Source organism: Aliidongia dinghuensis, assembly GCF_014643535.1.
Lineage (GTDB): Bacteria > Pseudomonadota > Alphaproteobacteria > ATCC43930 > CGMCC-115725 > Aliidongia > Aliidongia dinghuensis.
The window spans coordinates 97046-109302 of record NZ_BMJQ01000005.1 but is presented as its reverse complement, the minus strand read 5'-3'; the positions used below and the strand labels follow the sequence as shown (position 1 = coordinate 109302).

Annotated in this window: 11 protein-coding genes; 5 read left to right on the top strand and 6 right to left on the bottom strand. The window is 68.1% G+C overall.

Going from position 1 to position 12257, the window contains the following annotated elements; genetic code table 11:
- Window positions 1-10 precede the first annotated feature (10 nt).
- On the bottom strand, window positions 11-748 hold the full coding sequence (locus IEY58_RS10970) for a FadR/GntR family transcriptional regulator (RefSeq protein ID WP_189045587.1): 738 nt from the start codon (window positions 746-748) through the stop codon (window positions 11-13).
- Between the two features lie 127 nt (window positions 749-875).
- Here IEY58_RS10970 and IEY58_RS10965 point away from each other — a divergent pair, with 127 nt between their 5' ends.
- The 3 genes from IEY58_RS10965 (at window position 876) to IEY58_RS10955 (ending at window position 4789) form a co-directional block, all read left to right on the top strand.
- Complete coding sequence (locus IEY58_RS10965; protein WP_189045585.1) at window positions 876-1763, top strand: SMP-30/gluconolactonase/LRE family protein; 888 nt, start codon at window positions 876-878, stop codon at window positions 1761-1763.
- A 99-nt stretch (window positions 1764-1862) separates the two neighbouring features.
- The gene (locus tag IEY58_RS10960; RefSeq protein ID WP_189045583.1) at window positions 1863-2882 is read left to right on the top strand and encodes a TRAP transporter substrate-binding protein; all 1020 of its coding nucleotides are present in this window, start codon (window positions 1863-1865) and stop codon (window positions 2880-2882) included.
- Window positions 2883-2896: 14 nt separating this feature from the next.
- Complete coding sequence (locus IEY58_RS10955; protein ID WP_189045581.1) at window positions 2897-4789, top strand: TRAP transporter large permease; 1893 nt, start codon at window positions 2897-2899, stop codon at window positions 4787-4789.
- Here IEY58_RS10955 and IEY58_RS10950 read toward each other — a convergent pair.
- The 5 genes from IEY58_RS10950 to IEY58_RS10930 all read right to left on the bottom strand — a co-directional run bounded on the left by IEY58_RS10950 (window position 4782) and on the right by IEY58_RS10930 (window position 9812).
- The gene (locus IEY58_RS10950) at window positions 4782-6038 is read right to left on the bottom strand and encodes a TCR/Tet family MFS transporter (RefSeq protein ID WP_189045579.1); all 1257 of its coding nucleotides are present in this window, start codon (window positions 6036-6038) and stop codon (window positions 4782-4784) included. The genes IEY58_RS10955 and IEY58_RS10950 overlap by 8 nt on opposite strands.
- Before the next feature lie 82 nt (window positions 6039-6120).
- On the bottom strand, window positions 6121-8163 hold the full coding sequence (locus IEY58_RS10945; protein WP_189045577.1) for a response regulator: 2043 nt from the start codon (window positions 8161-8163) through the stop codon (window positions 6121-6123).
- Between the two features lie 10 nt (window positions 8164-8173).
- A complete protein-coding gene (locus IEY58_RS10940; protein ID WP_189045576.1) occupies window positions 8174-8782 on the bottom strand; it encodes a chemotaxis protein CheX in 609 nt (202 codons plus the stop codon).
- Window positions 8783-8793: 11 nt separating this feature from the next.
- Window positions 8794-9144, bottom strand: coding sequence for a response regulator transcription factor (locus IEY58_RS10935; protein ID WP_189045574.1), 351 nt, complete (start codon window positions 9142-9144; stop codon window positions 8794-8796).
- A gap of 200 nt (window positions 9145-9344) precedes the next feature.
- Complete coding sequence (locus IEY58_RS10930) at window positions 9345-9812, bottom strand: Lrp/AsnC family transcriptional regulator (RefSeq protein ID WP_189045572.1); 468 nt, start codon at window positions 9810-9812, stop codon at window positions 9345-9347.
- 192 nt (window positions 9813-10004) lie between these two features.
- Between IEY58_RS10930 and IEY58_RS10925 the strand changes: the two genes are divergently transcribed.
- Window positions 10005-11237: a thiamine pyrophosphate-dependent enzyme gene (locus tag IEY58_RS10925; protein ID WP_189045570.1), complete on the top strand. Its 1233-nt coding sequence runs from the start codon at window positions 10005-10007 to the stop codon at window positions 11235-11237.
- A 3-nt stretch (window positions 11238-11240) separates the two neighbouring features.
- The gene (locus IEY58_RS10920; protein ID WP_229743651.1) at window positions 11241-12254 is read left to right on the top strand and encodes an alpha-ketoacid dehydrogenase subunit beta; all 1014 of its coding nucleotides are present in this window, start codon (window positions 11241-11243) and stop codon (window positions 12252-12254) included.
- Window positions 12255-12257: the final 3 nt, after the last annotated feature.

Sequence of the window (12257 nt, the reverse complement as noted above, 5' to 3'; positions counted from 1 at the left end):
AAGTTGGTGATCAGACCGCGTCGCGTACCATGGTCCGGTAGCGCTCGCGGCTCGCTTCGAGATGGGCGCGGGCGGCACGCCGGGCGGCCTCCGGATCGCCGACAGCGATCGCGGCGAAGATCGCCCGGTGCTCAGCCTGGACCTGGGCCAGGTAGTCGCGCCGGGCGCGTGGATCGTCCATGCCGGCCCGCACGGTCTGGCGCGGGATCAGTACGGTGCCGAGAAAGCGCATGAAGCGCTCGAAATAGGGATTGCCGGTCGCGCGCGCGATCGCCAGGTGGAACTCATAGTCGACCTCGATCGCGAAGCTGCCGGCCTCGACCGCTTCGTCGATCCGATCGAGGCATCGGCTCATGTCCTCGAGCATGACACCCGTCCGCGCGGTCGCCGCCAGACCCGCTGCCTCGACCTCGACCGCCAGGCGCAGCTGCAGGACGTTCAGGATTTCGGTGATCGAACGCAAATCGTCGGACACGATGCGGAACGGCTTGCCGGTCGGGTTCTGCGCCACGAAGGCGCCGGAGCCCTGGCGCGTCACGACCAGCCCTTCGGCCTTGAGGCTCGCGACCGCCTCGCGCACGACGGTCCGGCTCACCTCGAAGCGGGCCATCAGTTCCTGCTCGGTCGGCAGCCGTTCCGCCGGCTTGTAGCGGCCGGCCCGGATGTCGCCGCCCAGTTGCTCGACCAGTTGGGCCGTGCGGCTCTGCGGCATGGTCAACGGGGTGAAGGCCGGTGGACTCTTGGTCATTATGTCCTCGTTGTTCCATCAGCCGGAACGAGATCCTCATCTTGTATGATAACATGGCAAATTGCCATCCCCCGTCCGCTGCTGTTACCTGTTCGGCGCTTCCACCGTTCGCCGAGGATGCCCGCCCATGTCCGATCTCGTTGCCCGCCTCGTCCTCGACGCCCATGCCCTGGTTGGCGAGAGCCCGGTCTGGTGCGAGCGCGAGCAGGTATTGTGGTGGGTCGACATCGACGGCTTCCTGCTGCATCGCTTCGACCCGGCCAGCGGCGCGGACCGGCAGTGGAACCTGGGCGAGGAGATCGGCTGCCTGGCGCTGCGCGCAACCGGCGGCCTGGTGCTGGCGCTCAAGACCGGCTTCGCCTTCTTCGATCCCGTGACCGGCACGCTCGACCGGCTCATCGATCCGGAGGGGGACATTCCGGAGAACCGCTTCAACGACGGCACGTGCGATACGCGCGGCCGGTTCTGGGCCGGCACCATGCGCATGCACAAGCACGGCATCCAGCCGACCGGCGCCGTCTACCGACTCGACCCGGACGGCACCTGCACGAAGCAGATGGACGGGTTTTGGACGATCAACGGCATGGCGTTCAGCCCGGACGGAAGGCGCTTCTATTTCTCCGATTCGACGGCGGCGGTGCGCACCATCTGGGTCGCTGACTATGACCCGGAGACCGGGACGCCGGGCCCTCGCCGGCTGTTCTGCGACACGCGCAGCCTGGCCGGCCGGCCCGACGGCGGTGCGGTCGACGCCGAGGGCTGCTACTGGATGGCTGGCATCACCGGCGGCGAACTGGTGCGCTTCACGCCCGACGGCGCCATCGACCGGGTCGTGCGCATGCCGGTCAAGCGGCCGACCAAGCTCGCGTTCGGCGGGCCGGAGTTTGCGACCGGCTATGTCACCTCGCTCGGCAGCAACAATTGGCGCGAGACCGGCGACGCGGCCGAAGCCGGCGGCCTGTTCTCGCTCGATCTCCGCGTCCGCGGCCTGCCGGCCAACCGCTTCGGCGGTTGAATTCGCCGAGGCCATTGACGCGCTCCTCGCCCTGTGGTCGAATAGTTGTACGATAACCATACAAATCCCGAGCACCGGGACGATTCCAGGGAGGGTTCGATGGGTGACACCCGCTTCACGCGCCGCCGGTTCGGCCTCGGCGCGGCCGCGCTCGCCGGCACAGGTCTCGCCATGCCGATGCTGTCGCGCCCGGCCTTTGCAGCACCGGTCACGTTGCGCATGTCGTCGTCGCTGCCGTCGGACCCCAATTCGGCCCACTGGGTCTGGTACGACCAATTCGCCAAGAACCTGAAGGCCAAGGTCGGCGACCAGATCATGGTCAATTATTTCCCGGACAATCAGCTGGGCAAGGAGGCCGACATCGTTGGCCAGGTGAAGCTCGGCATCGTCGACATGATGATCTCGGGCTCGTCGATCTGGGCGACGGTTGCGCCCGAGGTCGGCGTGCTCGACCTGGGCTTCCTGTTCCCGACGCTCGAGGCGAGCGGCACCAAGCTCGACGGGCCAGCCGGCCAGGCGCTCAACAAGATCTTCGCCGACAAGGCCGGCGTCGAGGTGCTCGCCTGGGCCGTCAGCTTCGGCGGCCGCAACGTGACGGCGCGGGCACCAGCGCCCACGCCCGCCGAGCTCAAGGGCATGAAGATCCGCGTGCTGCCGGTGCCGAACTTCGTCGCGACCTTGAAGGCGATGGGAGCCGCGCCAACGCCCATGTCGCTGGGCGAGGTCTATACCGGGCTGCAGACCGGCGTCATCGACGGTGCCGAGCACGACGCACCGACCGTGCTCGCCTTGAAATGGTACGAGGTCGCGAAGCAGATCACGCTCACCCGGCACATCTACAACCCGCAGACCGCGATCATCAGCCAGCGCGCGCTGAAGAAGATCCCGGCCAATCTGCAGGGCCCGTTCAAGGAGGCGGCCGCCGAAGCGACCAGGTATCAGCGCGGCAAGGCGGCCGAGATCGAGACCGCCGCGTTCGCGACGCTCAAGAACAATGGTGTTGCGACGGTCGAGGCCGACCGCGCCGCCTACCGCGCGCTGGTGCTGCCGCTGTGGAACGAGTTCGCCACGCAATACCCCAGCACCAAGCCGATCCTCGACGCGATCGGCGAGAGCTGAGCGGCGGCGCGGACATGCTGGTGGAAACCGATGCGCGGGTGGTGGCGACGACGCCGGCCTCCCCGGCTGTGCAGTTCGTGCAGACCGGCCTTCTGGCCCTGCGACGGCTGGTCGAGGCGATCGCCGCCCTCACGCTCTTCGCCGACCTGGTCGTGGTCTGCCTGTCGGTGATCTATCGCTACGTGTTCCACGACCCGCTGCAATGGGGCGACGAGGTGGCGCGCGGGCTCCTGGTCCTGCTCGCCTTCACCGGCGGGGCCGCCGCCTTGGCCGAGCGCCGTCACGTCGGCATCCAGGCCCTCTTGTCGCGCTTGAGCCCCGACGGGCGTGCGCTGGTCGAGGCGGCCGGGCTCTGGGTGATTTTCGCGGTGGCCCTGGCGCTCACCTGGTACGCCTGGGACTACAGCCGCACCGCCTTGGGCCAGATCACGCCCTACGGCTTGCCGCAGAACCTGTTCATCTATCCGATGGTATTGGGCGGCGCGGCCATGAGCCTGTTCGCGGCCGGCCATCTCTTCGAGTGCCCGAACCGGCCGCGCGCGCTGGCGCTGGCCGGCCTGATCCTGCTCGTGGCTGGGCTCCTCGCCTGGGAAGTCTATCTGCCGGACTTCGCACCGAGCCCGCTTGCGGTGCTGCTCATCGCGTTCGCGCTGTGCCTCGCCGGCGGGGTGCCGATCGCCTTCGCGCTGTGCCTGGGCGCGCTCGCCTTCCTTGCGACCGACGGCACCATTCCGCTCGCCGTCTTCGCCCAGCAGGCGGCGGCCGGCATCGACAATTTCGTGCTGCTGGCGATCCCGTTCTTCGTCCTGACCGGCCTCGCCATGGAAGTGAACGGCATGTCGGTCCGCCTGATCGAGCTCTTGCGCCGCATGGTCGGCGAGCGGCCGGGCGGTCTCGGCATCGTGACCGTCTTGAGCATGGTGCTGTTCTCCGGCATCTCCGGCTCGAAGCTCGCCGACGTGACGGCGGTCGGCACGGTCATGATCCCGGCCATGCGCCGGTCGAACCAGGACCCGGCCGACGGGGTGGCATTGCTGGCCGCGAGCGCCATCATGGCCGAGACCATCCCGCCCTGCATCAACATGATCATCCTCGGCTATGTCGCGAACATCTCGATCGGCGGGCTGTTCGCGGCCGGCCTGGTGCCGGCGGCCTTCATGGCGGCCGCCCTCATCGGCGGCGTGCTCGTCATGTCGTCGAAGGCGAAGCCGGCGCCGCTCGAACCCACGGGCCGCACGCTCCGGCAACTCGTCTGGAGCGGCATTGTCAGCCTGGGCGTGATCGTCATCATTTTCGGCGGTTATCGTTCGGGCTTCGCGACGGCGACCGAGGTCGCCGCCTTCGCCGTCTTCTATGCGATCGCCGTCGGCGCGCTGATGTTCCGCGAGCTGACGCTCGCCAAGATTGCGCACCTGTTCGTCGGTGCCGCGACCTTGAGCGGCATGATCCTGTTCGTGGTCGCCGCGTCCCAGACCGTGGCCTTCGTGCTGACCATCGATCAGGTGCCGCAGGGCCTGGCCCACGTGCTGATCGCGCTCAGCCACGGCGGCGGCGGCTGGGTCTTCATGCTGGTGACGATCGCACTCTTGATCGTCATGGGGGCGGCGCTCGAAGGCGCGCCGGCGCTCATCATCTTCGGTCCGCTCTTGCTGCCGGTCGCGCAGAAGTTCGGCTTCGACCCGCTGCACTACGGCATCGTGCTTATCGTCGCCATGGGCATCGGCCTCTTCGCCCCGCCGCTCGGCCTCGGGCTCTACACGAGCTGCGCCGTCGGCGGCGTGCCGATCGAGCAGACCGCGCGGCCGATCGCGAAATACCTGCTGTTGATGCTCGCCTGCCTGCTTGTGCTGGCCTTCGTGCCGGACATGACGCTCGCCCTGCCGCGCGCCATGGGCTTCATCAAGTAGCCTCGATCGCCCGCCGCCGCCGGACGGTGGCGCCGGCGAGCCCGAGGGCTGCGACGAGGCACAGGGCGGCGATCAGATAGGGCAGGCCCGGCTGGTGCCAATCGGCACCGGCGCCGATGGCATAGGCGAAGGCAAGCGTGTAGAGCCCAGGACCGATCAGGCCGGCGATGCCGCGGACGCTTTGCAGGGCGCCCTGCAGCTGCCCCTGTTCCGTCGGGTCGACCTCGGTGCTGGCGATGCCCTGGAGGGCAGCACCCGCGACGCCCCAGAACGCCATGACCGGCATGCCGACCCAGAACAGAGGACCGGTCTCCGCAAGCCCGTAGATCGCGAAGCCGACGGCGCCTGCGACAAGTCCCAGGACCAGGGCACGCGGCGCGCCCAACCGGCCGACGATCGGGCCGATAAGGCCGCCCTGGACGACCGCCGAGCAGACGCCGACCCCGGCGAGTGTCAGCCCGATCATGCCCTTGTCCCAGTGATAGCGGTAGGTCGCATAGAGCACGAAGGCGGCTGGCAGCGATTCGTGCGCGAGATTGAACAGGAAACTGATCCCGGCCAAGCCCAGGAGCCCCGGCCGGCTCCGGAGCAGGGCGAGCGCCCCCACCGGATTGGCGCGCCGCCAGGAGAAGCCGGCGCGGCGGTCGCGCGGCAGCGATTCGGGCAGCACGAACCAGCCATAGGCCGCGTTCAAGAGGCTGAAGCCGGCGGCGCACCAGAACGGCAGGCGCGGGTCGAAATTGCCGAGCAGCCCGCCGATCGCCGGTCCCACGATGAAGCCGATGCCGAAGGCCGCGCCCAGCATGCCGTATGCCTTGGGCCGCCCTTCGGCCGGCGTCACGTCGGCGATATAGGCGAAGCTGGTCGTGATGCTGGCGCCCGTGATGCCGGAGATGATCCGGCCGACGAACAGCCACGACAAGTTCGGCGCCAGCGCCATCAGCACATAATCGAGGCCGAGACCGACATTCGAAAGCAGGATGACCGGCCGCCGTCCGACCCGATCGGAGAGCGAGCCCAGCACCGGCCCGGCCAGGAACTGCATGAGCGCCCAGACCGTGCCGAACAGGCCGAGGATCTCCGCCCCCTGCTCCGTGTCGCCGCCGAGGAAATCGACGACCAGGCGCGGCAGGACCGGGATGATGAGGCCGAGCGCCAGCACGTCGAGGCCGACCGTCACCATGATGAAGGCCGGCGCCGGTGCGCGCGCGCCGCGGCGCGCTGTCCGGTCTTCACTGTCGGTTGTCATGCCCTCCCCCGGCCGTTGTGTGCGGGGCAGAATAGGGCCGCCATGGGTCGCCGTCTTGGACGGAATTTACCCTTGTCGCCGATTAAGCCGCCCCCGCCCGGGCCTCGCTGCGCCGTTCGACGATCGCGATGAGCTCACCTGGATCGAACGGCTTGGACAGGAAGTCGGTCATGCCCGCCGCCAGGCATTTCTCCCGTTCGTTGGCGAGCGCATGGGCGGTGACGGCGATGATCGGCAGGTCACCGGCCGCGCCGTGGGCCGCACCATGGGCACGGATGCGCCGCGTCGCCTCGTACCCGTCCATCACCGGCATCTGAAGGTCCATCAGCACGGCGACGAAATCGGCGCCGGCGCGCGTCGCCGCGTCAAAGGCCTCCTGGCCGTTGGCGGCGATCTCGACCGTGAAGCCGGCCCGGCGCAACGTCTCGCCCGCGACCAGTTGGTTGATCTCGTTGTCTTCGACCAGCAGGACGCGGCCGCGCTCGGGCGCCGCCGCCGCGACCGGCTCGGGTACTGCCACCGGCACCGGCGCCAGGCGCCGGGTCAGCGCCTGGGCGACCTGCAGCGCCAAGGCTGCACGGTCAACCGGCTTCACCAGCAGCCCGTCGATAAGCCCGCTCTGCAAGGCCGCCTGATACAGGTCGCGGCCGAAGGCTGTGGACAATACCAGGATGCGGGTCGACGCGATCTCCGGCCGGGCGCGGATCCAGCCTGCCGCTTCCAACCCGTCTATCCGCGGCGCCAGCCCGTCGATGATCAGGAGATCATGGGGCCGGCCGGCCGACGCCGCGTCGATGAGCGCTTCGACCGCGGTGAAACCGTCCTCGACACTGCGGACGGGGAGCCCCAGGGTTGCGAGCGTCCGACCGAGAATGCTGCGGGCTGTCGGCTGGGCCACCGCGACAAGCGCGCTTGCCCGGTACTTGGGCCGGGCCGGTGCCGCCGCCTCGTCGGCCCGGCCGAACTCGGCCGTGAACCAGAACAGGCTGCCCTCGCCAGGCGCGCTTTCGACGCCGATCTCGCCGCCCATGAGCGCCACGAGCCGCTTGCTGATCGCGAGCCCGAGCCCCGTGCCGCCGAACCGGCGCGTCGTCGAGCCATCGGCCTGCACGAACGGCCGGAACAACCGCGCCTGAGCCTCGGCGTCGAGCCCGATGCCGGTGTCCGCAACGCCGAACCGGAGGCGGATGCGATCGTCCGGCCCCGGCTGACGCTCGACGGACAGATGTTCGACGGGCACGCGCTCGACGGTCAGCACGATCTCGCCCTCGTCGGTGAATTTCGTCGCGTTGCTCAGCAGATTGTTCAGAATCTGGCTGAGGCGCAGGCCGTCGCCCAGCACCATACGCGGCACCTCGGGCCGGGTCTCGACCAGCAGCTCGAGCTGCTTTTCATCGGCCCTGACCGCCGCCAGGTCGAGCGCCACGGCAATGACCTGGTCGAGATCGACCGGCGCACAATCGAGCACCAGCTGCCCGGCCTCGATCTTCGAGAAATCCAGGATCTCGTTGATGATCGCCAGCAGCGATTCGGCGGAATGGCGGATCTTGTCGAGATAATCCTGCTGCAGCGCCCGGGTGCCGCCGTCGAGCAGCAAGTGGGTCAAGCCCACGACCGCGTTCATCGGCGTGCGGATCTCGTGGCTCATGTTGGCGAGGAATTCGCTCTTGGCCCGATTGGCTCGGTCCGCCGCCTCGCGCGCCTCGGACAATTGGCGCTGGTTCTCGCGCAAGAGCCGCTCGCGGGTGGCCGCCGCCGTCTCGTCGCGCACCTGGATGAGGCAGAACGGGCTCCCGGCGAGCACGACCTGGCGCACGATCACCGCCTGGACGATCGGCTGGCCCGCGGCATTGCGGAGCGGCAGGAGCGATGGGTTGAGCTGGCGAGAGAGCACCGCCGACTGGCCGGACTTGAGCGCCGCCTCGATCGTGTGCTCGAGCCGGGACCGGGCGAGCTCCGGAAAGAGTGCCGCGAGCGGCCGGCCGCAGGCGGCCGGCGCCGGTACGCCGGACCGGACGGCGAGCCAGTCGTTCCAGAACGTGACCCGCCGGTCCTCGCCGATCAGCATGACGCCGAGATCGACCAGATCGACGAGGGGCGAAAGGTCGGAAAGATCGGCTGCCATGGCGATCGGCTCAGGCGATGGACGTTATGTAGTCGGCGATCAATCGCTGGAAGATGCCGGCCGCCTGCATGTCCATCAGGAACACGATATGGCCCTGGATGTCGCGCGACCGGATGGTGAAATCGATGGTCAACACCAGCAGCACCGGCTCGCAGCCCGCCGCCTGCGGCAGGATGGTGGCCAGGTCCGCATGCAGCAGGACCGGGATCGAGGTCTCGATCTCGCCGACGAGCGCATCGGCGATGCTGGAGAGGCAGCCGTTCAGGATGACATTGCCGATTTCGACCAGCGCCTCCTGCTCGAGCTCCGTCACCTCCTCCGCCGTCAAGTCCTCGTCCAGCACCATGCGCACCAGATCGAGGCTCTTGGACTGCGGGAACAGGAGGGCGGCCGAGCCCGACAAGAGGCCGCGGAACGCCTCGCGCACCGCGACCATCCGGTCGGCGGTCAGGCTGAGCCGCAGGCGCGCCGCCTCGCCATAGAGCAGTTCCGCCGACGGCACCGACAGCTGGATCTCGTCCCTGACCATCAGGCTGAGCGAGGCAGCCGCGCGGCCGACGCCGATATTCAGGATCTCCGTGACCGCATCGCGCTCCAGCGCTGAAAGTTCTACGACCACGGCGGCCCCCGTCACTTCAAGGCGTCACGGACCGCATCGGGCCGCAGCGGCTTCGGCAGGAATGCCAGGCCCATGGACCGGGCCCGCTGGATCACCGACTCCTGGATGTTGGCGGTCAAGAGCGCCATGCGCAGCCCCGGATGGCGCGCCGACAGGCGTTCGGCCAGGCTCAGGCCGTTTTCGCCGGGCATGTTGTAGTCGATCAGCACGAGATCGAACGGCGTGCCCGCGACGAGGTCGAACACCTCGGCAAGGTCGCCGGTATCGACCACGACCGCGTCCGGCAGCGCCTCGGCAATGATCCGCCGCGTCGCCATGCGGGCAACCTTGCTGTCGTCGAGCAGAAGAATATTCGTCGGCATGGCTTGATCAGCGTCCTGATTTACCGGTTTCGGTACGACCGGTCACGGGATCGAGCTTGGCCCCGGATTGGTGAACGCAAGATTGAGAATAGGTCGGGTTCCACCAGCCATGAGTTCCCTGACGCTCCAACTCTAGGCCTTCCCACCGTCGCCGACAACTACCTCCGCGGGCATGTCGATCTGCTGGCGAGAATTGGCGCTCACGGCAGGACCGAGACCATCCGCTTCAGGCACTTCAAGGTGAAGGACGTGCGGCTGTGCCGGATGCCGGGCAGGCGATAGAGCCGCTCGCGCAGGAATTTCTCGTAGCCGGACGTGCCTTCGACCGCGACCTTGATCAGGTAGTCGTATTCGCCGGTGGTGAGATAGGCCTCCAGCACCTCCGGATAGGCCGTGAGCAGCGTGCCGAAATGGTCGAGCGTCTCCTCGTCATGGTGGTCGAGCGTCACCTCGACGATGGCGATGTCGGGATAACCCAGCTTCTCCTGGTTCAAGAGCGCCACATAGCCCTCGATGAAGCCGTCGCGCTCCAGCCGCTTCATGCGGTTCCAGCAGGGCGTCGGCGACAGGCCGACCGCCTCGGCCAGCTGCGCCGTGGTGAGCCGTGCATCGTCGCGCAGGATGCGCAGGATCTTGCGATCGGTCTCGTCGATCTCCCGCTTGTCCATCGGTCCAGAGCCCTCCGCTGCATCGCACAAAAATATGATACTGCGAAAATGCCAGTTCACGAGGACAATTATCCGACGGTCCCGCCTATAGGCGCCCACAAAAGAAGGTTTAGCCGACTGGTTTAGGGTAGAATTCCTGCTTTCGCAGCTGCGGCGGGCATCGGCCGGCTGCGCTCGCGCGGGAGGAACCTGATGAAGAACGAGATGCCGCTGGCGCTGCATATCCCGGAGCCGAAGTTCCGGCCCGGCGACCACCCGGATTTCAGCGACATGCGACTGCCGGCGGCGGGTGCGGCGCCGCGGCCGGATACCCACGCCAACGCGCGCGACACCCATCCGCTGGTCTACGACCTGATCCGCGTGCTCGACGAGGCCGGCCAGGCCGTCGGTCCGTGGAACCCGAAGCTCGATCCGGAGACGCTGAAGCGCGGTCTGCGCTACATGGTGCTGACGCGCATCTACGACGACCGCATGCAGCGCGCCCAGCGCCAGGGCAAGACCTCGTTCTACATGACCTGCACCGGCGAGGAGGCGATCGGCGTCGCCCAGGCGATGGCGCTCGACCGCGCCGACATGTGCTTCCCCACATATCGCCAGCAGGGTCTCCTGATCGCGCGCGACTGGTCGCTCGTCGACATGATGTGCCAGATCTATTCGAACTCGCGCGACCGGCTCAAAGGCCGGCAGCTGCCGGTCATGTATTCGTCGAAGGAGGCGGGGTTCTTCTCGATCTCCGGCAATCTCGGCACGCAGTTCCCGCAGGCTGTCGGCTGGGCCATGGCATCGGCCTACAAGGGCGACCATCGCATCGCCGCCGCCTGGATCGGCGACGGCTCGACGTCCGAGGGCGATTTCCACCATGCGCTGACCTTCGCCGGGGTCTATCGGGCGCCCGTCATCCTCAACATCGTCAACAACCAGTGGGCGATTTCGAGCTTCCAGGGTTTCGCCGGCGGCGAGCTCACGACCTTCGCGGCCCGCGCGGTGGGCTTCGGCCTGCCAGGCCTGCGCGTCGACGGCAACGACTTCCTCGCGGTCTATGCCGCGACCGAATGGGCCGCCGAGCGGGCGCGCGCCAACCTGGGGCCGACGCTCATCGAGCTCTTCACCTATCGCGCGTCTGCCCATTCGACGAGCGATGATCCGAGCCGCTATCGCCCGGCCGACGAGAGCAAGTGCTGGCCCCTGGGCGATCCCGTCGAACGTCTGAGGCGGCATCTGACGGCGCTCGGCGCCTGGACCGATGCCGAGCACGAGGCGCTCGTCGAGGAGCTGACCCAGTCCGTGCGCGCGGCCAACAAGGAGGCCGAGAGCTACGGCACGCTCGGCACCGGTCCGACCGTTTCGGCCTCGACCATGTTCGAGGATGTGTTCAAGGAAATGCCGCCGCATCTTCGGCGCCAGCGCCAGCAGACGGGGGTATAAGCCATGCCGGCCATGAACATGATCCAGGCGCTGCGCTCGGCCATGGACATCATGCTGGAGCGTGACCCTGACGTGCTTGTCTTCGGCGAGGACGTGGGCTTCTTCGGCGGCGTGTTCCGCTGCACCGAGGGACTGCAGCAGAAATACGGCAAGCGGCGTGTGTTCGACTCGCCGATCGCCGAGGCCGGCATCGTCGCGACGGCGGTCGGCATGGGCGCCTATGGCTTGCGCCCCGTCGTCGAGATCCAGTTCGCCGACTATATCTATCCGGCGACCGACCAGCTGATCTCGGAGGCAGCGCGGCTGCGCTACCGCTCGGCCGGCGATTTCACGGCGCCCTTGACCGTGCGGGCGCCCTATGGCGGCGGCATCTTCGGGGGCCAGACGCACAGCCAGAGCCCTGAGGCGATCTTCACCCATGTCGCGGGCCTGAAGACCGTCATCCCGTCGACGCCGTACGACGCCAAGGGCCTGCTGATCGCGGCGATCGAGGACGATGATCCGGTCATGTTCTTCGAGCCGAAGCGCATCTACAACGGCCCGTTCGACGGCCATCACGAGCGGCCGGTGACGCCCTGGGCGAAGCATCCGGCGAGCGACGTGCCGGACGGCTATTACACGATCCCGCTCGGGCAGGCGAACGTCGTGCGCCCGGGCGATGCCGTGACCGTGCTCGCCTACGGCACCATGGTCCATGTGGCGCTTGCCGCCGCCGAGGACTCGGGCGTCGATGCCGAGGTGATCGACTTGCGCACGCTCAACCCACTCGACCTCGACACGATCGTCGATTCGGTCAAGAAGACCGGCCGCTGCGTCGTGGTCCACGAGGCGACCCGCATCGGCGGCTTCGGCGGCGAGCTCTCGGCCGTCGTGCAGGAGCATTGCTTCTATCACCTGGAAGCGCCGGTCCAGCGCGTGACCGGCTGGGACACGCCCTATCCGCATGCGTTCGAGTGGGAATATTTCCCGGGGCCGAAGCGCGTGGCCGAAGCCTTGCGCCAGGCAGTGGAGGCCTGAGCA